The sequence below is a fragment of the Streptomyces sp. NBC_00075 genome (assembly GCF_045041225.1).
Lineage (GTDB): Bacteria > Actinomycetota > Actinomycetes > Streptomycetales > Streptomycetaceae > Streptomyces > Streptomyces adonidis.
The window spans coordinates 8,950,417-8,970,135 of record NZ_CP108243.1 but is presented as its reverse complement, the minus strand read 5'-3'; the positions used below and the strand labels follow the sequence as shown (position 1 = coordinate 8,970,135).

Below are 19,719 nucleotides of genomic sequence, written 5' to 3'. Positions count from 1 at the left end.
CAGTGGACTATCGGCTGAGCCACTTCACCTCGTACGCGCCCATCGTGAACTTCTTCCCGTCCACCTGCGCATCGATCGGCCGATCCAGAACATTGACGACAAGCACAGCCTTGTCGTCGGCGAGCACCCGCACGTTGGGCACATCGTCCGAAGCCACCGGAACCGTCTCGTACCGCGTCCCCGGCGGAAAGGCCGCCCCGAACCGCGAGACGAGATCGAACATCGGAAGTGCCGTTCCCCCACTGCCACTTGAGGTGGGAGTCCACAGACACCCGGCGCAGCCGGACCCCTTCTCCTCCTCCGGGTTCCAGTAGAAGCCGGAAGAGGCACCCCCCTTGGCCATCGCGATCAGACCGGCCGCCTGGACGGCCTCGCGACGGGCCTCGGACCACCCCGTACGATCGTCGTTGCCGTCGGCGGGCTCGACGTAGTACTCGGCCCACCACAACGGCAGCCCGCGCGTCCGCGCCCGCACCCACTTCCCCACAGCCGTGAACTTGTCGGTCGCCCCGAACTCGTCGGGCAGCAGCTCGTCGTCCTTCGTGTAGCTGGAGCCGTCCACGACGACGAAGTCGGCACCCACCTTGTGCTTGTTCCAGTAGTCGAAGGCGTCGAGAACCCGCTGGTCCATGGCGCCCCAAGGACCCTTGAAGGTCGTGGAGGCGTCGGGTTTCTGCCGGGGGTCGAGGCTGTCCATGACGAGGTACGGCCCGCCCACCATGATGTCCTTGTCGACCTTCTTCAGCGCCTTGTAGACGAGGTTGTACAGCTCGGTGTAGCCCTCGTAGTCCCAGCGGGCCTCGGCGTTGTTCCAGAAGCCCTTGAACTCGTTCCAGACGATGAAGTGGCGTACGTCGGGATAGCGCTTGGCGACGGTCGCGGCGAGCGCGGCGTAGTCCTTGTAGTGGGCGCGGGTCGGAGCCGTCTCCAGGGCGGCCTGGCTCCAATTGGTGTTGTCGGAGCCGGACTTGCCGCCCTTCATCCAGTCCGGCGCACAGCACAGGGTGACCACGGGCGTGCCCCCGGAGGCCCGCACGAAGTCGATACGCCGGTCCATCTCAGCGAAGTCGTAACGCCCCTCGACCGGCTCGGGGTTGCCGGCGCCCCAGCCCATGATGTGCTGGTTCTGCGGCAGCCCGGGGTCCTTCGAGAGCAGCCCCTCGACCCGGGCGACGGCCGCCCCGGCGCCCTCGTCGGCGCTGAACTGGGTGTGCGTGAACCCCCACCCGACGTCCGGCTCCGAAACCGCCGGAGAAGCGGCGGGCGTGCCGTGCACCTTGTCGCCGTCGCGGGAGGTACCCACGGTGCTGCCGCCGTTCGACGGCAGTGTGTTGATCAGGGTCAGGACCAGAGCCAGCGCGACGGCCCCCACACCGAGCAGGGCGGTGAGCTGCCACCGCCGAGCCCCCGAATTCCACCCATGACGTCCCATCAAGGGCAACAGTAACGGCGGGACCCGGCCGGAGGGCAGCCCTCCGCAGCGCACCGCGGAAACGGGGTGCACACCGCGTCCGTGTGCCGGATCATGGCGGCATGTCCGGTAACCCGCACGACGCGCTGCCGATCCGGCTCAACGTCGACGACAGCGACTCACCGTCCGACGTCGTCGACGCGCTGTTCCTCGGCCGCTTCGCGACGGGCGAGCAGCCGTACTCGCACGCGGCGAACATCGACCGCGTACGGTCCGGGGCGACCCTTCTCCCGCCGGGCGCCAAGGTCCTGCGCACCGCCCGCGACGACGACCGCAGCGCCACCCTGGCGGAGGGCGACGGCTGGACCCTCCTGGTGTCCCGCTGGAACCGGGGCGCCGACGTCACGGTGACGGCGACCACGCCCGAGCTGGCCGCGAAGGTCCTCGACCAGGCGACGGACGGCGCGGCGGACGAGCCCGAACCCCAGCCGGAGAACGTGACGATGGGCTTCTGGTACGTCTCCCCGCGCCGGGGCCCGCACCGTACGACCCGCCAGATCTCGGCGGGTACGTGGGACGAGGTCCGCGCCAACTACACGGCACCGGTGGCGGACGCGATGGACGGCCTGATGAAAACCACCCCCGAGGACATCGCGGGCCGCCTCCTCCTCCTCCACGGCCCGCCGGGCACCGGCAAGACGTCCGCGCTGCGCACCCTGGCCCGTTCCTGGCGCGACTGGTGCCAGGTGGACTGCGTCCTCGACCCCGAGCGCCTCTTCTCCGACGTCGGCTACCTCATGGACATCGCGATCGGCGAGGAGGACAGCACGGGCAAGGGCCGCTGGCGCCTGCTCCTCCTGGAGGACTGCGACGAACTGATCAGGGGCGAGGCCAAACACACGGCGGGCCAGGCCCTCTCCCGTCTCCTGAACCTGACGGACGGCCTCCTCGGCCAGGGCCGCAACGTCCTGGTGGGCGTGACAACCAACGAGGACCTGGAACGCCTCCACCCGGCGGTGGTCCGCCCCGGCCGCTGCATGGCCCGCATCGAGGTCGGCCCCCTGACCCACCGCGAGGCAACAACCTGGCTGGGCACGGAGGAAGGCGTAGGCCGAGAAGGAGCAACCCTGGCCGAGCTGTACGCCCTACGCCGGGGCACATCCCCAACAACGGTCCCAGACCAGAGAGAGGGAGCAGACGCAGGCCTGTACTTGTAATCACCGGCTGGGGAGCGCCCCGACAGGGGCGCGGGGAACTGCGCGACAAGCCCCCACCGGCCCGCAGCCGAAGCAACTACCCTCCTTACCCCTCATAGGCCGCCCGCAGGGCATCCCGTACGGCATCGAGCGCCGCCCCCTGCCCCAGCCCAAGCCTCTGCACCCGCTCCGCATACGCCTGCGCAGCGGACGCCGCTTCACGATCCGCCGCCGAGCCCGCGGCAGCGACCACCGTTCCGTTGCGCCCCCGCGTCTCGATCACCCCGTCCGACTCCAACGCCCGATACGCCTTGGCGACCGTGTTCGCGGCCAGCCCCAGCGACTCCGCAAGCCCCCGAACAGTCGGCAACCGATACCCCACCGGCAGCACCCCCGCCCGAGCCTGCTCAGAAATCTGCGCCCGCACCTGCTCGTAAGGCGGCGCACTGTCATCGATGCGGATCTTCAAGGTCACCCCCCGATTCTCCCGCACCGGCCGGAAAATAAGAGGCATCCGCGCATCTCCCCCGCGTAACGTCCCAGCTCATGACAGTGACCGTCCGCGCACTCCACCCCGAGGACACCGCCGGCGTCGAGGGCTTCGCCCACGTCCGGCACATGGCCCTCCCCTTCTTCCTGATCACCCCGAAATCCCTCGCGTACGACATCACGCACGCCCACCCCGACGCCCACTTCCAGGCACTGGTCGCCGAACAGGACGGCGAGGTCATCGGAACCGCCCAGACCGCGGTCGTCCACGACAGCCCGGAACCCGGCCAGGGCTTCGTCAACGTGTACGTGCACCCGGAGCGCACGGGCCGCGGCGCCGGCTCGCTCCTCGTCCGCACCGCCGAACGGCACCTCGCCGCCGCCGGAGTGACGAAGTCCTTCGCCTGGGTACTGGACGCCCCCGGCAACCACGCCTTCGCCGAACACCACGGCTACCGCTCCAGCCGCAGCGCGCACTTCCTCCGCCTGGACCTGGCAGGCGGCACACTGCCCCCGCTCCAGGACCCCCCGCCCGGCGTCGAACTCCGCACGGGCGCCGACTTCGCCGCCGACCCACGCCCCTTGTTCGACCTGGACGCGGAGACGACGTCGGACGAACCGAGCGATGTCGACTACGAGTTCACGGACTACGAGGCCTGGCTCCGCGAGACCTGGCACCACCCCCTGCTCAGTCACGAACTGACCACGATCGCCCTCGTCGACGGCCGCCCCGCCGCCTTCAGCGCGGCCCGCACCGACGGCGCCACCCGCTACGGCACCGTGATGACCGGCACCGCCCGCGACTTCCGCGGCCGGGGCCTGGCGAAGCTCGCCAAGAACGACTCCCTGCACCGCGCCCGCTCCGCCGGGTACACGGAGGCCCTGACGGGCAACGACGCCGGAAACGGCCCGATGATCGCCATCAACAAGTGGTTCGGCTACGAGATCTGCGCAACGGAGGTGCGGTATGTCCGCGAACTCATCTGAGCCCACGCCCACACCCACACTGAACGTCGTACTCGTCAAAGCAGGCCGCACGAAGATCCGTTACCCCGCCGAGCTGCTCCACGACGACGGCACACGACTCGCCGTACGCGCCACTTGGGCCACGGACGGAGTCCGCGACTTCGGCTTCGTCCGCTTCGAACCGGGCGACATGTTCACGGAGTACTACTGGCGGGACCGCTGGTACTCGGTGAAGGAGGTGCGTGACCCGTCGGGCACGCTGAAGGGCTGGTACTGCGACATCACCCGCCCGGCCACGCTCACCGGCACCGACCTGGTCGTCGAGGATCTCGACCTGGACCTGTGGCGCTCCGCCGACGGCACGGACGTACGACGGCTGGACGAGGACGAGTTCGAGGAGAGCGGTCTGGCGGAGTCGGACCCGCGGGCCGCGTCCGCCGCCGTGGCGGCGCTCGACGAACTGGAGTCGCTGGCGCGAGAGGGCGGCTTCGAGAAGCTGCTCGCCTGAGAGACTCTGCGACCGAGCAAGAGGCCCTACAACCGGGCCAGTACCGCGTACCGCTCGTCCTCCACCTCGCGCCCCCACAGCCTCGCGTCGCCGGACAGCCGCTCCACGCGCACGTCGGCGGCGAGGGGCGCGAGCAACCCCGTAAGGGTGTCGGCGGGTATGCCGACCGGGCTGACCGTCCCCCACACCCCCTCGACCAGCACCATTCGCCCGCCGGCCCTGAGCAGTCCCTGCCAGTGCCGCAGCACGCGTGCGGGGTCGGGCAGGGTCCACAGAACGTGTCGTACGAGCACGACGTCGAAGCGCTCCTCCCCCACCGGAGGCGCCGCCGCGTCACCGAAGAGAAACACCGCGGCCCGGCCCGCCAGCTTGCCCCTGGCCTGCTCGACCATGGCCCGGGACGCGTCCACGCCGGTGACGCGGTGTCCCTGTTCGGACGCGAGGAGCGACAGGCTGCCGGTGCCGCAGCCGAGGTCGAGGACGTCGGCCGGGCGGTCGGGCAGCCAGGACCGCAGCCGGGCCGCCCAGGCCTCACGCACGCCCGGATCGCGCAGGCCGTGGTCGGGCTCGTCGTCGAAAGTGGCCGCTTCCGCGTCCCAGTCGGTGTTCGTCATGCGGCCAAGAGTGACACCCACCACTGACAATCGAATCGTGACCGCCGCCACTGACAGACCGGCGCCGATGAGTCACCCTCCCGGGAACGGTCTATCTCCGTGAAAACGCGGAACCCGGTGGACCGAAGGAGGCAGCCATGCGCCGCGTAACCGTGCAGAAGCCCCTGAAGAAGTCGGACGCCCGCCGCGTGCGGGAAGAGGTCGACGAACGCGTCACCGAGCGTCCCGAGGTCCGAAAGGACATCGCACGCACGTGGTGGCCGGACGGCTGAGCGCCGCCGGCCGTCGAGGACCGGACCGCCCGCCGGGCGTGCGCCCACGAGTCGCGCACGCTCCCTACCTGAGCGCAGTCCGAACCCTCCCTTAAGCCGACCATAAGGATCTCCCTCACCCGCCTCCAGCAGGCGATTTCGCGGTTTCTTGGGGCTAGCTTTCTGATCGCCCCCCGAGAACCGTTCCGAGGAGATCCCGCATGCGCGCACGCCGCCGTACGGCCGCCGCGATCACCGCCGTCACCACCCTCGGCATCGCCCCGCTGGCCCTGCCCGCGGCGCCCGCGTCCGCGCACGGCTCGATGGGCGACCCGGTCAGCAGGGTCGCCCAGTGCTACGCGGAGGGCCCCGAGAACCCGACGTCGGCCGCGTGCCGGGCGGCGGTCGCGGCGGGCGGCACACAGGCGCTCTACGACTGGAACGGCATCCGCATCGGTGACGCGGGCGGGCGGCACCAGGCGCTGATCCCGGACGGCGAGCTGTGCAGCGCGGGCAACGACGAGTTCAAGGGCCTCGACCTGCCCCGCGCCGACTGGCCGGCGACCGGCGTCAGTAGCGGCTCGTACACCTTCAGGTACCGCGTGACCGCCCCGCACAAGGGCACCTTCGTGGTGTACCTCACCAAGCCGGGCTACGACCCGGCGCAGCCCCTGTCCTGGGCCGACCTGGACTTCGAACACCCGGTCGCGACGGCGACGGACCCGGTCGCGGCGGGCGGCTTCTACACGTTCTCCGGCACCCTGCCGCAACGTTCCGGCAAGCAGCTCCTGTACGCGATCTGGCAGCGCTCGGACAGCCCGGAGGCCTTCTACTCGTGCTCCGACGTGACGTTCGGTGCGGACGAGGGTGCGAGCGGTCCGGACGAAAGCCCGTCGAGCAGTGCCTCCGCGCCCTCCGAGGAGCAGATCGAGGCCGGTGCCGACGAGTCGACGGTCGAACACGCGGGCCACTCGGCGGAGCCGAGCCCGGAGGCGAGCCCTGAGACGACCGAAGCGGTCGCGCAACCCCAGGCCGCCGGCGCCGTGGCGAACCTCGCCGAGACCGGTGGCGACAGCGGCACCCCGTATCTCGCGGTGGGCGGCGCGGGCGCCCTGGCGCTGGGTGTCGCGGCCCTGCTGCTCTCGGTCCGCCGGCGCGCGGTGGGTGGCGGCGGACGACACGGCCACTGAGTTCGCCGGGGCCTGACTGGCGGCTCAGGCCGGCCAGGCCCCGGCGGACGCTCCCCGACCGGGGTCAGCCGATCGCCGACAGACAGGTGGTGGCGGTGGCGTGCGCCGGATCGAGGGCGTTCGTCACCTCGTGGAACGCGATCCGGTCGAGCAGCCCGACGGCGGCGTGCTCGGAGAGGTCCAGCGGGCACAGATCCTGGATCAGGACGTTGTGTACGCCGGTTCCGCTCAGGAACTGGCTGCTGTACGGCGTGACCACCTCGTCGTACCGGGTGGCGATGACCGTGTAGCGGACGCCGGGGACGGTGTCGCCGCCCGCGTTGAGCTTCGTGAGGAACGCGGACCCGACGACCTGGTCGGCGAGGGCGGGGGTGGCCGTGGTGAGCAGGTCCGCGGCCCCGGGGAAGTACGTCAGCAGGTTGGTGAGGCCGTTCAGGGTCGTGCCGTGGTTGCTGGGCGCGATGCCGACGAAGGTGTTCACCTCGGCGGCGCCGCCGAGGAACTTGAGGTAGTAGCGGGGCATCATGCCGCCCTGCGAGTGGCCGACGAGGTCGGCCTCGGCGGCGCCGGTCGCGGCGAGCACCTTGTCGACGAAGGCGTCGAGCTGTTCGGCCGACTCGTCGATGGGGCCGAGGCCGTAGAAGAGGGGTACGCCGGGCAGTTGGCCGTAGTCGAGCGAGAAGACGCAGTAGCCACGGTTCGTCAGATACGGCGCGAGGGTGAGCCAGTTGTCGATGCCGTTGGCGAAGGTGCCGTGGACGAGGACGACGGGGCGGGGATGTGCGGCGGACGGCTTGCAGGAGTAGTTGTTCCAGCCGCTGCTGACGGCGGCTTCGGCCTGCGTTTCGGCTTGCGCGGCGGCGACGGGTACGAGGGTCGCCGCGGCGGTCATCAGCAGTGCGGCGAGAGGTCTGGCGAGGGATCTGAGGACGCGTTTCCAGGGCAGCATCGAGTGATCTCCTTGCGGCTCAAGGGAGTTACGACGGCTCTACGCCCTGTGATCCGGATCACGAGGATGCTGTTCACTCGTCAAGTTACGGGCGAGTAGCACAACGTGGAAGTTACGCGTCGGTAAAAACTTTCAGCGGTGGTCGACTGCTGTGATATTGGGCCTCCGATCCACTCGCCCGGAGTTCGGCCGACGTCAACTCCTCGGCGTGCAGGGCGAGTCCGTGGACCCGGGCGGGCTGCGGGGTGAGCGCCTCGTACATCCCGTGGGCGGCGCGGGTGAGGGCCGAGGAGCGGGCGGTCGGCCGCCTGAGCGTGCGACTGCGGGTCTCCGCGGGGTGGGCGGTGTAGCGCAGGGTGAGGGTGAGCGTGCGGCACTCCTTCTCCAGTGCGCGGAGTCGGGCACCGAGTTCCTCGGCCGCCGAGAGCAGGGCGGTCCGCTGGTACTCCGTTGCGGACAGGGCGCGTTCGGCGGTCAGACGGTGGGCGGGAATGACGTTCGGCACGACTCGGCCGCGGTCGATGCCGGACGCCTTGTCATGCAGGTCGCGACCGGCCTCCGTACCGAGGAGGCGGCACAGGACGGAGGGCGGTGCCGCGGCGATCCGGCCGAGGGTGTCGAGGCCGTGGCGGCCGAGGATGCGGGCGGTGGTGTCGGTGGCTCCGGGGAGTGCGGTGACGGAGTAGGGGGCGAGTAACTCCGTGAGCGCGTCGGGGTGTTCGGGCAGGACACGGGTCGTCCCGGGAGCGGCTCCGTCCAGGGCCAGCCGGGCCAGCGTCGGCCCGGGGCCGATCCCGACGGCACAGTCCACGCCGTGACGGGCCAGGGCCTGGGTACGGATCGCCGCGGCCACCTCCACGGCGTCCCGCCCTGATCGCCGTACGCCATCGTGCGGACCGAGCAGCGCTCCGGCGGGCGGCAGAGCCTCCACGGCGGGTGTGAACTCGCCCAGCAGAGCGAGGAGTTGCGGGAGGACGGGCCCGCACATCGGAGGCGGTGCGAAGCGTACGCAGAGGACGGTCACACGTTCATTTCGCGTCTCCCGGGCATCTGGATGTCGTCGATTTCCCCTCCGTCACACCCGGCGCATCGTTACCTGCCCGAAACGCGAGTTGACTCACATCACACTTGCGGGTCCCGTTGGATTTGGCGCCCTGGAGACATCAACACCGCGCCGACTAGCGGGAGTTGACCCTCCGTTAGCTGCGACGGCGAACAAAGGCGGGGGCCTGCCGCTGGGCGACCCGAGGGTGACGGTCCATCACCCCCGTGAACTCACCGAGCCCGGACGCGCCGCCCTCTATGTCGAGCGGGACGGCGTGCTCGTCCGGGGCGGGGTCGTGTGGACGGTCAAGTACACGTTCGCGGACTGCGCGTCGGCACGCCCCGCCTCGGCCAGCAGGGCCCCTCGCACGCCGACCTCGAACCCGTCCTCGGGTCCTACCAGGTCGGCGACGCCGCCACCGTCGTCACCCCGGGCAACGACGCGGGCGAGGAACAGGTCCAGCTGACCGTCACACCGGCCAGGAGCACCCCTGACCAGGATCAACCGTCCCGACACCCTCCGCACCGAACTGCGGGACATCAAGCGCCGGCTGCACGCGCTGGAGACGGCGCAGCGCGCCACGACCGCGCAGTCGGCCGCCGTACAGACCACGGCGACCGGTGCGGAGTCCCCCGACACGGACACCCCCTGAGGACGAGCCGAGCCAGTACCCCGGTACTGCCCGCCCGCCGGATTCGGTCCCGCGGTGCCGGAGAACGACGGAAAAGCGCTCCTAGCGTGAGCGCGGGGTCGATCGAGCCCCGCCCTCCAGTGATCCAGCCCCTGGATCCATCTCCTGCTGGGAGTACTTCCGTGGCCACGTTCCTCTACCGGCTGGGCCGGCTCGCCTTCCGGCGCCGACGGCTCTTCCTGATGCTCTGGATCGTCGTCCTCGCCGCCGTCGGTATCGGTGCCGCCGGCGTGTCCGGCAAGACGACGGACGACTTCACCCTGCCCGGCACCCAGTCCCAGCGGGCCATCGACCTGCTGGGCAAGGAGTTCCCGCAGGCCGCCGCGGACGGTGCCACGGCCCGGGTCGTCTTCGAGGCGCCCGCCGGGCAGAAGCTGACCTCCACGGCCTACAAGACCGAGATCTCCGCCCTCGTCGCCGACCTCGAGAAGGCACCTCAGGTCGCGAGCGTCACCGATCCCTTCCGCAACAGCCTGGTCAGCGAGGACGGCACGATCGCCTACGCCCAGGTCACCTACGAGGTGCCCAAGGCGGACCTCACCGACTCCGCCTCCGAGGCGCTGAACCAGGTCGCCGAGAAGGGCGAGCGGGCCGGACTGACGGTGAGCCTGGGCGGCAACGCCGTGCAGGAGAAGGCCGCCAGCAAGGCGGCCGAACTGATCGGCCTCGCCGTGGCCGCCGTGGCGCTGGTCATCACCTTCGGCTCGATGATCGCCGCCGGGCTGCCGCTGCTGACCGCGCTCATCGGGGTGGGCGTGGCGATCCTGTGCATCACCGTCTCGACCCAGTTCTTCGACATGGCCTCGGCCTCCTCCACCCTGGCCCTGATGCTGGGCCTGGCGGTGGCGATCGACTACGCCCTGTTCATCGTGTCCCGCTACCGGGGCGAGATACGCGACGGGCACGAGCCCGAGGAGGCCGCCGGACGGGCCCTGGGCACCGCCGGCTCCGCGGTCGTCTTCGCCGGGCTGACCGTGGTCATCGCGCTGGCCGGACTGAGCGTCATCGGCATCAAGATGCTCACCACGATGGGCCTGGCCGCCGCCTTCGCGGTCGCCGTCGCCGTGGTCATCGCGCTGACCCTGCTGCCCGCCGTGCTGGGCTTCGCCGGGATGCGGATCATGAAGGGGAAGCTGACCAGCGAGCGCCATCGCGCCGAGGAGCGCGGCGAACGCGAGGCGATGGGCGTGCGCTGGGGCCGGTTCGTCACCCGCAACCCGGTCAAGATGCTCGTGGTCTCGGTGGTGGGCCTGGGGCTGCTGGCCATTCCGGCGATGTCCCTGCGTCTGACCCTGCCCGACGACAGCATGGCCTCCCCCGGCTCAACCCAGCGCGTCGCCTACGACACCCTCAGCAAGGGCTTCGGTCCGGGCTTCAACGGCCCGCTGACGGTGGTCGTCGACGCCCGCGACAGCGACGACCCGAAGGCGGCGGCCGAGAACGCGTACGCCACGATCAGCGAGCTGCCCGACGTGGCGGCCGTCCGTCCGGCCGCCTTCAACGAGGCCGGTGACGTGGCGCTGATCGCCGCGATCCCGAAGAGCTCGCCGACCAGTCAGGCCACCAAGGACCTGGTCGCCGACATCCGCGACCACAGCGATGCCCTGCACAAGGACACCGGCGCGGACCTGATGGTCACCGGCACGACCGCCGTCAACATCGACGTCTCCACCAAGCTGGCCGAGGCGATGATCCCGTACCTGGCGATCGTGGTCGGCCTGGCGCTGATCCTGCTCCTGCTGGTGTTCCGCTCGGTCCTGGTCCCGCTCAAGGCCGCGCTCGGCTTCCTGCTCAGTGTGGTGGCGACCCTCGGGGTCCTGGTGGCGGTCTTCCAGTGGGGCTGGCTGAAGGACGTCTTCGGCGTCGACCAGACCCAGCCGATCGTGAGCGTGCTGCCCATCCTGCTGATCGGCGTCGTCTTCGGCCTGGCCATGGACTACGAGGTCTTCCTCGTCACCCGGATGCGCGAGGAGTACGTCCACGGGGCCGAGCCCACGGAGGCGATCGTCGCGGGGTTCAGGCACGGCGGCCGGGTGGTCACGGCCGCGGCGATCATCATGATCTCCGTCTTCGCCGGGTTCCTGCTGGACGACACCGCGCTGGTCAAGTCGATCGGACTGGGCCTCGCCTCCGCCGTCCTCTTCGACGCCTTCGTCGTACGGATGACCATCGTCCCGGCGGTGATGACCCTGCTGGGCCGCCGCGCCTGGGCCCTGCCCGGCTGGCTCGACCGGATCATGCCCGACGTGGACGTCGAGGGCGAGAAGCTGCGCCACGCGCTGGAGGCACGGCAGACGTCCACGGCGCCCGCGGGCCATGAGGAGGCGGGCCAGGACGCCGACACCGCGGGCGACACCGAGAAGCTGGCCCGCAAGCACTGACGCGAGAGCACCGACCGCACGGCCTTACGATCCCCATCTGGGCGTCGGGGCCCGGCCGGCCGTGTCCCCCCGAGCCCCCGTCCGCCGGTCCACTCCCCCGAGGCCGGCGGGCGGGCCCGCCCGCACCGTGAAGGGCGTACAGAGTGACCGCATCGAACGCAGCCGCGCCGGCGGCGCCGTCCGACCGTGTCCGGCTGCCCCGGCCGCTGTCGGACGATCCCGACCAGCGGGCGATCGTCTCGATCATCACCCGGCTGGCGGGATGGCGGCTGGCCGACCGGGCGCACCCCCGCATCCGGCGCTGGACCGTGCCCGCTTTCTGCACCCTGCTCGGTGTCTCCGAGGTGTTCGACCCGGACTTCGGTCCCAACATCCCGGTGAAGCTGGCGCTGACGCTGGGACTCACCGTCCCGCTGCTGTGGCGGGAGCGGCGGCCGACGCTGGTCTGGGCCGTCATCACGGTCGTCTCGATGCCCGTCGCCTTCCTGGGGATCCTGACCGGAGCCAACTCGTCGTGGGTCGTGGCCCTGTACAACATGGGCCGCTTCGCCGCGCCTGGTCGGGCGGCGCTGGCCACCGCCGTCACCCTGGCGCAGATCACCGTGGCGGGCACCCTCTTCTGGGACGCCGGCCAGGTCGCCCACGCCACCCGTTCCTGGGTGGTGCTGATGCTGGCGCTGCTCCTCGTGACGGCGTTCGCCTGCCTGGGCCTGGCCGGCCGGCTGGCGAACACCTTCATCCTCGCCCTGGAGAAGGAGCGCGACCAGCAGGCCCGGCTGTCGACCGCCCGGGAGCGGGCCCGCGTCTCCCGGGAGATGCACGACATCCTCGGCCACACCCTCGCCGTCATCGTCGGCCTGGCCGACGGCGCCGCCTCCCTCGCCCGGACCAAGCCGGAAGCCGGTGCGGAGACGCTCCGCATCATCGGCGACAGCGGCCGGGACGCGCTCGGCGAACTGCGCCGGCTGCTCGCCGTCGTCGGGGACGAGCGGGACACCCGGGGCGAGGCACCGCTCGCCCCGCAGCCGGGGCTGGCCGATCTGAAGGCCCTGCTGGAACGGGTCCGGGCAGCCGGCCCGACCGTCGCCCTCCGTACCGAGGGAGAGCTGACCGACCTGACCCAGGGACTCCAACTGGCCGTCTACCGCATCGTCCAGGAGGCCCTCACCAACACGCTCAAGCACGCCGCCCGCGACACCGCCGTCACCGTCGTCCTGGCCGTCGACCCCGGCACGGTTCACCTCACCGTCGAGGACACCGGCCCCTCGCACCCCCTGCCGGCCGGCCTCACCAGGCCAAGCAGCGGCCAGGGCCTGGTCGGCATACGACAGCGTGCCGCCCTCTACCAGGGCAGTGTCACCGCGGGCCCCAACGACCACGGCGGCTGGAGCGTCCGTGCCCTTCTCTTCACCGACCCCCCGTCCGGCACCGCCCACACCACGGAGAAGCCCCCGGCATGACCACCGTCCTGATCGTCGACGACCAGACCCTGCAACGCCTCGGCTTCCGCATGCTGCTGGAGGCGGAGCCCGACATGACCGTCGTCGACGAGGCCACCAACGGCAGCGAGGCGGTCCGCAAGGCCGCCGAACTGCGTCCCGACGTCGTCCTGATGGACGTACGCATGCCCGGCATGGACGGCATCGAGGCGACCCGGCGGATCGTCGAGTCCGGGGGCCGCTCCCGTGTCCTGGTGCTGACCACCTTCGATCTCGACGAGTACGCGTACGACGCGCTGCGCGCCGGAGCCAGCGGCTTCTTCCTCAAGGACGCGCGGCCCGAGGAACTCGTCGTCGGGATCCGCGCGGTGGCCGCCGGGGACGCCGTGATCTCCCCCGGTGTCACCCGCAAGCTGATCGACACCTTCACCAGCCGGCGGGCCGGCCCCGCCCCCGGCCACGAACTCCGGCTCGCCGACCTCACCGAACGCGAGCGGGAGGTCCTGACCGCCATGGCGGGCGGCGCGAACAACACGGAGATCGCCGAGCGCCTGCACCTCGCCGAGTCCACGGTGAAGTCCCACGTCAGCCGTATCCTCGCGAAGATCGGCGCGCGGGACCGTGTACAGGCGGTGATCTTCGCGTACGACGTCGGTCTGGTGCGTCCGGCCTGAGTCCGTCGGCGCCACACCGGGCGGGCGTTCACGGACGGCAACTATTCAACACTCGCCTATTAATTAACACCTGTATATTATCCCGGGCATGCAGCCAGAACCCGCCGCCCCACCCCGCAGCCAGGACCGCCGTGCGCTTCGCTCGCGTGCCGCCCTGATGGCAGCCGCCGTACGGCTGGTGTCCGAGCGTGGGACCACCGCCATCCCGGTCACCGACCTCACCGAGGCCGCGGACGTCAGTCGGCAGGTGCTCTATCTACAGTTCGGCGACCGGGACGTGCTGCTCGTCGAGGCAGCCGCGGACCTGGTCCGGCGGGAACTCATCACCGAGGCCGACGAGAGCGGTGACGCCTTCTCGGGAGTGCAGGCGATGGCGCGGCACTTCGCGGCGCACCGGTCCTTCTACCGTGCGATGCTCACCGGTTCGTGCGCGTTCGCCATGACCAGGACGCTGAACGGCCTGTTCGGCGCAGCCAACGCGAAGACCGTGCGCGAGCTGTTCGGTGAGCTGGACGAGCAGGTCGCGCGGGATCTGGCGGCGTTCGTCGCGGCCGGCACCGGCGCGGTGGTCAACGACTGGCTGATCGACGGCGCCGATCCGCTCGACCCGCTCGACCCCGAGGAGCTGGCGCGGCGCCTGCTCCGTCTCGCCCCGGTGTTCACCGGCGGCGGCCGTACGTCCCCCGACGGAGGTCCCCGGTGAGCCGGCTGAGCAGTCGGCTCGTCCAGCGCATGCTGCGCCTGTCCCCGCCCCCGACCAGGGATCTGGCCGTCGAACGCGGTCTGCGCGTCCCCATGCGCGACGGCGCCGAACTGCTGGCCGACCGCTGGACCCCGAAAGCCGGCGGCACGGGCCTGCCGACCGCGCTCGTCCGTATCCCGTACGGCAGGTCGGGCATGATCGCGGTGCAGCTGGCCAGGCCGCTGGCCGAGCGCGGCTTCCAGGTGCTCGTCCAGAGCACCCGTGGCACCTTCGGCTCCGGCGGTGGCTTCGACCCGCTGCGGTGCGAGCGCGAGGACGGCCTCGACACCCTGGACTGGCTGGTCGGGCAGCCCTGGTGCGGCGAGGCGGTCGTGCTGTACGGCGGCAGCTACCTCGGTTTCACCCAGTGGGCGGTGGCCGACGCCCTGCCCCCTCAGGTCAAGGCCATGATCCCGGCGGTGTCGGAGTCCGCCTTCACCCTGGAGTTCCTGCGCACCGAGTCCTTCTCGTTGGAGGCCACGCTCGGCTGGGGCCTCCAAGTGGCCGACCAGGAACGCCGGTTCGCGCTGCTGCACCAGCTGCGGCGGCTGCCGAAGGAACGGCGCGCCTGGTACACGCTGCCCCTCGACCAGGCGGACACCGCGGCGACCGGCCGCCGTTCCCCCTACTTCCAGGACGTCCTCGCCCATGACGCCGACTCGGCGTTCTGGCAGGTCCTCGACCACAGCGAGCGGGTCGCCGACGTCACCGTTCCGGTCAGCACGGTCGGCGGCTGGTTCGACATCTTCGTGCCCGGCCAGATCCGTGACTTCCGCACCCTTCAGGAGGCCGGACGGACCGCCCGGCTCACCATCGGCCCTTGGGCGCACATCTCCATGGGCGTGAGCCGGACGGCCGCGGCCGAGGCCCTCGACTTCGGACTGGCGTACGCCCATGGCCGACAGCCCGCCGACCGGGCGCCGGTCCGCCTGTTCGTCATGGGCGAGGAGAAATGGCGCGACTTCCCGTCCTGGCCGCCGCCCGGCTACGAACCGCGCCGTTTCCACCTCCAGCCGGACGGCGGTCTCTCCACCGAGGCGCCCGCCGAATCGGCCCCCGACGGCTACCGCTACGACCCGGCCGACCCCACCCCGGCCGTCGGCGGCGTCCGTATGGCCGTGGGGGTGAGATCGGGCCGCGCGGACAACACCGCCCTCGAAGCCCGCCCCGACGTCGTCACCTACACAACTCCCAAACTGGACGAGGACGTCGAGGTGATCGGCGAGGTCGAGGCCGAGATCTGGTTCCGCTCCGGCCTGCCGTACGCCGACGTCTTCGTCCGCCTGTGCGACGTCGACGAGCGGGGACGGTCCACCAACGTGTGCGACGGCCTGACAGGTCTGACGGATGCCGATGAGCCGTCCAGGGTGACCGTACGGCTGTGGCCGACGGCGTACCGCTTCAAGCGCGGTCACCGCATCCGCGTCCAGATCTCCAGCGGCGCCTTCCCCCGCTACAACCGCAACCCCGGCACCGGCGAGCCCCGCGCCACCGCCACCACCCTGCGCGCCGCCGACCAGCAGGTATTCCACGATCCCGCACAGCCCTCGGCGATCGTCCTGCCGGTACGGGAAGCGCGCTGAGCGGGGCCGGGTGGGAGCACACCGCGCTCCCACCCGGCCCCGGGCCGGCCCGTGTTCCGTCGGTCCGTCAGCCGATGGGGTACGCCCGGGTGATCGTCTCGCTGAAGGTGTTGCCCGAGTGGTCCTCACCGCCGGCGCGCAGGGTCACCCAGCCGCTGGTGGCGGAGGCCGCCGGGTGGGTCAGGACGGCCTTCCCGGTGGTGCCCCTGACCCGGGTGGGGACGGTCGTCCAGGTCGCGCCGTCGTCGTACGACACCTCGACCTTCACCGTGTCGAGGCCTCGGTGACGGCGGGGCCCCTGCTGCTGCACGGTGAACGGGATCGTGAACTCCGTGTCCGCCGGGGCGATGCCGTTCGGGTCGGTCGGCGGCTGGAAGCGCAGTACGGTCAGCGGCAGCGGGGCGGTCGCGTCGGTGGCCGCCGACCGGAACGTCCAGCTCGCCTGGACGCGCTGCGAGCGCTGGCCGTGCCAGCTGGTGCTGCGGGACGCGGAGACGTCGAGCCGGTAGTCGGCGGCTTCGGACGGCACGGTCCAGAAGTTGGTGAAGTTGTCGAAGTTCTCCTCGTCCGGCCAGGGGCGGTTCAGCGAGCCGACCTCGGTGCCGTCCCGGTAGAGGGTCGCCACGCCCTGGCTGAACGCGCGGTCGTTCCAGTTGTAGTGGCTCGGGTCCGAGTCCCCCCAGAGCGAGAACTCCGGTGCGACGCGGTTTCCGGTGCGGGTCAGGAACTGCCCGTTCGAGGGCAGCGCCGGGCCGACCACCGGTTGGTTCCAGGTCTCCTGCGTGGTCGTACCCGGCTTGTAGGTACGCGGGTTGGAGTGCTGCCGTCCGAGCGGGTAGTAGGAGCCGTCGTCCGGAGTCATGTAGTGCCCGAGGACTCCGGTCCAGGTGACATCCGGGTCCGCGCTGTAGTACTCCACCCGTGTGGCGGCGAGCGGTGCATTGCGTACGACCGTGATCAGGCTGGTCTGGCCGCCCACGAAGCCCGAGATGATCCGGGCCCCGCCGGCACGCGAACCGTCACGCTTGCCGTACGAGGCCTCCACCTTGGCCAGTCGCCGAAGCGGGACGTCGTAGGAGAGGCGGCCCGGAATTCCGCCCTTCTTCTCCTCCACCAGTGCGTAGACCGGACCGCCGATCAACGCGCCGGGCTCGGCCGGTGCCGCCAGGGTGGTTCGGTAGAAGTAGCGGTAGGTGCCGTCCCGGTCCGCGGGCGGGGTCGGTACGGCGGACAGTGCCGTCGTCGAGTAGTACGGGGTGAAGACGCCGAACCCCGAGGTCTCCCGGGTGCCGGTGGGGTCGACAGAGGTGTGCTGGGCGCCGAACTCACGGAACCAGGGCGCGACCGCGTCGTCCGGGACACCGACGGCCGCCGGCCTGCCCTTGCGGGCGTCGAGTTCGATCGAGGTGTTCCGGTCGAGCGCGATCCCCGGTCGGCTTTCGAGGGTGAGGTCGGTGGGCCTCTTCGTCTCCGGGTCCACGGTGTTGATGAGCGCGGTGAGACCGTACCGGCCCTTGGGCAGCCTGAGATGACCCTCGGGCCGGGTCGTGTTGATCGACGCGAAGACCGAGGCGCCGGTGCGGTCGAGACGGTCGATGGCGATCGTGGCCGAGTACGGCGACAGAGGTGTGCTGCCGTTGCGGTCGAGGGCGGTGAGGTCGAGGTCGTAGCTCTCCTCCTCGAACCGTGCGCCGACCGTCGTCTGAACGCGGGTGCCACCGTCGGCCGTCGCCGCCACGAGCCGCCAGGCGTACGAGGCGCCGGTCGACGGGATGCCGGCCGACGGGTCGATCGTCACCTCCACCGTGGACTCGCCGTGGGCCGGCACGGTGACCTCGGTGGCGGAGAGGCTCAGGGTGCCCTCGGGCGGTGTCGCTCCGTCCGGTGACGGAGTGATGGTCAGGGTGACCGGCGCGTCGGTGCCGTTGCGGTAGGTGATCGCCTTCGTCTCGGCCGGGTTCGCGGTGTGCGGCCAGGTGAACAGCCCCGTGCTCAGACCGGCCGGGGACGCGGTCACCGTCTTCCTCGTGCCCCTGGCCACGTCGACGAGACCGTTGCCCTGGACATGGACGCCCTGGTCCGGCTGCGGACTCGCCGTGGACTTGATCCCGTCCTTGAGCTGCTGCCCGCCCCAGTCCGGGTGCGCCTGGGCGAGCAGGGCCACGGCGCCCGCCGTCGCCGGTGCCGCCATGGACGTGCCCGACAGCGCGGTGTAGTCGTCGTCGATCGGGCCCTGCGGGCCTGTCGGGTCGACGTCGCCGATCGGGGTGCCCTTGGCCCGGGCCGAGATCACGGCCACGCCGGGGGCGGTGATGTCCGGCTTGACGGCTCCGTCGCCGAGCCGGGGGCCGCGGCTGGAGAAGGACGCGATCGCGCCCGTGGAGTCGACCGCGCCGACGGTGAGGGCTGCGTCGGCGGCGGCCGGCGCCCCGATGGTGGTGGCACCGGGTCCGGAGTTGCCCGCCGAGACGACGAACAGCGCGTCCCCCTGCGCCGACAGGGAGTTCACCGCCAGGGACAAGGGGTCCGTGCCCGGGCTCGGCAGCCGGGTGCCGAGGCTCATGTTGACGACGTCGGCGCCCTGCGCGACCGCCCACTCCATGCCCGCGATGATGGTGGAGCTGAAGCCGGAACCGCCGGCGTCCATGACCTTGCCGATCAGCAGGTCGGCGCCGGGCGCCACCCCCTCGTACCGGCCGTCCGAGGCGGCTCCGCTCCCGGCGACGATGCCGGCCACATGGGTGCCGTGGCCGTTGTCGTCCTCGGCGTTGTCGGAGGCGTTGATCAGGTTCCGTTCCGTTGTCACCCTGCCCCGGAGGTCGGGATGGGCATGGGCCCAGCCGGTGTCCAGGACGGCGACCTTCACGCCCTCGCCGGTGTACCCGGCCGCGCGGGCCGCCGGGACGCCGATCTGGGCGTTGCCGATGTCGTCGCGGGTCTCCACCGGGGCGTCCAGCCACACCTTGGACAGCCCGGACTCCAGCTTCATCGCGGACACGGACACGGACGTCGGCTCGCGGACGATGTCCGCCCAGAACTCGCCCGCCTCGGCGGGCAGTTCCTCGACGGCGGTCGCGTCGATGCTCTCCAGCGTCTTCCCGACGGTGGCACCGTCGGCCTTGGCGAGTGCCGAGGGCGTACGGTCCCCGGTGTGCTGGACGATCAGCGGCAGCGTGTCGCGGTCGGCGTACCCGTTCCGGGTCAGGGCGGTGATGTCGAACAGCCGGGCGTCGAGGGTGCCGTCGGTGACCAAGCCCAGCGCGTCCGACGGGATGACGCTGAAGTTCCCGGCGTCCTCCCGCTGGTAGAAGACGATGTCCGAGCGGCCTTCCCCGGCCTCCACCTGCACCGAGCGCCGGCCGGCGCCGACTTCGGTGACCTGGACGACGTCGCCGGTGATCAGGGTGACCGACGTCCGTCCGTCGGTGGTCTCCGGCACGGTGTCCGAGGCGCCGGCGGGGGGTGAGGCGGCGAGGGCGGCGGCGGTCAGGGCGGCTGCCAGGACGGAGGCGGTGAGGGCGATGGCCGGGCGGGGGGATCCGGGACGCCGGCCGGGGCGGTGAGCGGGGGCGGGGGGTATCAAGGGGTTC

The 19,719-nt window shown here is 71.3% G+C and carries 17 protein-coding genes; 10 read left to right on the top strand and 7 right to left on the bottom strand.

The genetic code is table 11. The features are described 5' to 3' along the window. Positions 1-7 precede the first annotated feature (7 nt). Positions 8-1,432: a GH39 family glycosyl hydrolase gene (locus OG787_RS39330; RefSeq protein ID WP_405538444.1), complete on the bottom strand. Its 1,425-nt coding sequence runs from the start codon at positions 1,430-1,432 to the stop codon at positions 8-10. A 101-nt stretch (positions 1,433-1,533) separates the two neighbouring features. Between OG787_RS39330 and OG787_RS39325 the strand changes: the two genes are divergently transcribed. Beyond that, a complete protein-coding gene (locus OG787_RS39325) occupies positions 1,534-2,628 on the top strand; it encodes a DUF5925 domain-containing protein (RefSeq protein ID WP_405538442.1) in 1,095 nt (364 codons plus the stop codon). Positions 2,629-2,713: 85 nt separating this feature from the next. Here the strand turns inward: OG787_RS39325 and OG787_RS39320 are convergent, their stop codons facing one another. Continuing rightward, positions 2,714-3,082 (bottom strand): GntR family transcriptional regulator, encoded by a 369-nt coding sequence (locus tag OG787_RS39320; protein ID WP_369032877.1) that lies wholly within the window; start codon positions 3,080-3,082, stop codon positions 2,714-2,716. Positions 3,083-3,153: 71 nt separating this feature from the next. Here OG787_RS39320 and OG787_RS39315 point away from each other — a divergent pair, with 71 nt between their 5' ends. Next, positions 3,154-4,083 carry a GNAT family N-acetyltransferase gene (locus OG787_RS39315; RefSeq protein ID WP_405538440.1) on the top strand — a complete coding sequence of 310 codons (930 nt, stop codon included), beginning with the start codon at positions 3,154-3,156 and terminating at the stop codon, positions 4,081-4,083. Next, a complete protein-coding gene (locus OG787_RS39310; RefSeq protein WP_369032879.1) occupies positions 4,064-4,570 on the top strand; it encodes a DUF402 domain-containing protein in 507 nt (168 codons plus the stop codon). The genes OG787_RS39315 and OG787_RS39310 overlap by 20 nt, the downstream gene beginning before the upstream one ends. Before the next feature lie 26 nt (positions 4,571-4,596). Here the strand turns inward: OG787_RS39310 and OG787_RS39305 are convergent, their stop codons facing one another. Then, positions 4,597-5,184 carry a class I SAM-dependent methyltransferase gene (locus OG787_RS39305; RefSeq protein WP_405538439.1) on the bottom strand — a complete coding sequence of 196 codons (588 nt, stop codon included), beginning with the start codon at positions 5,182-5,184 and terminating at the stop codon, positions 4,597-4,599. Positions 5,185-5,321: 137 nt separating this feature from the next. Between OG787_RS39305 and OG787_RS39300 the strand changes: the two genes are divergently transcribed. Together OG787_RS39300 and OG787_RS39295 are read left to right on the top strand one after the other, a co-directional pair. Next, a complete protein-coding gene (locus OG787_RS39300) occupies positions 5,322-5,456 on the top strand; it encodes a hypothetical protein (protein WP_105972665.1) in 135 nt (44 codons plus the stop codon). 200 nt (positions 5,457-5,656) lie between these two features. Then, positions 5,657-6,625 (top strand): lytic polysaccharide monooxygenase, encoded by a 969-nt coding sequence (locus OG787_RS39295; protein ID WP_369032881.1) that lies wholly within the window; start codon positions 5,657-5,659, stop codon positions 6,623-6,625. Positions 6,626-6,689: 64 nt separating this feature from the next. On the opposite strand, the gene OG787_RS39290 is transcribed toward OG787_RS39295, so the two are convergent. The 3 genes from OG787_RS39290 to OG787_RS39280 all read right to left on the bottom strand — a co-directional run bounded on the left by OG787_RS39290 (position 6,690) and on the right by OG787_RS39280 (position 9,258). Then, complete coding sequence (locus OG787_RS39290) at positions 6,690-7,574, bottom strand: esterase/lipase family protein (protein WP_369032882.1); 885 nt, start codon at positions 7,572-7,574, stop codon at positions 6,690-6,692. A gap of 112 nt (positions 7,575-7,686) precedes the next feature. Beyond that, positions 7,687-8,562 (bottom strand): hypothetical protein, encoded by an 876-nt coding sequence (locus tag OG787_RS39285; protein ID WP_405538438.1) that lies wholly within the window; start codon positions 8,560-8,562, stop codon positions 7,687-7,689. A gap of 312 nt (positions 8,563-8,874) precedes the next feature. Beyond that, on the bottom strand, positions 8,875-9,258 hold the full coding sequence (locus tag OG787_RS39280; RefSeq protein WP_405538436.1) for a hypothetical protein: 384 nt from the start codon (positions 9,256-9,258) through the stop codon (positions 8,875-8,877). A gap of 174 nt (positions 9,259-9,432) precedes the next feature. On the opposite strand from OG787_RS39280, the gene OG787_RS39275 reads away from it, so the two are divergent. From OG787_RS39275 to OG787_RS39255, 5 genes are all read left to right on the top strand, one after another. After that, positions 9,433-11,691 carry an MMPL family transporter gene (locus OG787_RS39275; protein ID WP_369032886.1) on the top strand — a complete coding sequence of 753 codons (2,259 nt, stop codon included), beginning with the start codon at positions 9,433-9,435 and terminating at the stop codon, positions 11,689-11,691. Positions 11,692-11,834: 143 nt separating this feature from the next. Further along, entirely contained in the window at positions 11,835-13,151 is a 1,317-nt protein-coding gene (locus OG787_RS39270; protein WP_405538435.1) for a sensor histidine kinase, read from the top strand. After that, the gene (locus tag OG787_RS39265) at positions 13,148-13,804 is read left to right on the top strand and encodes a response regulator (RefSeq protein ID WP_369032888.1); all 657 of its coding nucleotides are present in this window, start codon (positions 13,148-13,150) and stop codon (positions 13,802-13,804) included. The genes OG787_RS39270 and OG787_RS39265 overlap by 4 nt, the downstream gene beginning before the upstream one ends. Before the next feature lie 88 nt (positions 13,805-13,892). After that, positions 13,893-14,507 (top strand): TetR/AcrR family transcriptional regulator, encoded by a 615-nt coding sequence (locus tag OG787_RS39260; RefSeq protein WP_405538433.1) that lies wholly within the window; start codon positions 13,893-13,895, stop codon positions 14,505-14,507. Continuing rightward, a complete protein-coding gene (locus tag OG787_RS39255) occupies positions 14,504-16,129 on the top strand; it encodes a CocE/NonD family hydrolase (RefSeq protein WP_405538432.1) in 1,626 nt (541 codons plus the stop codon). Before OG787_RS39260 ends, OG787_RS39255 begins: the two co-directional genes overlap by 4 nt. Before the next feature lie 67 nt (positions 16,130-16,196). Here the strand turns inward: OG787_RS39255 and OG787_RS39250 are convergent, their stop codons facing one another. Then, positions 16,197-19,712, bottom strand: coding sequence for a S8 family serine peptidase (locus OG787_RS39250; protein ID WP_405538430.1), 3,516 nt, complete (start codon positions 19,710-19,712; stop codon positions 16,197-16,199). Positions 19,713-19,719: the final 7 nt, after the last annotated feature.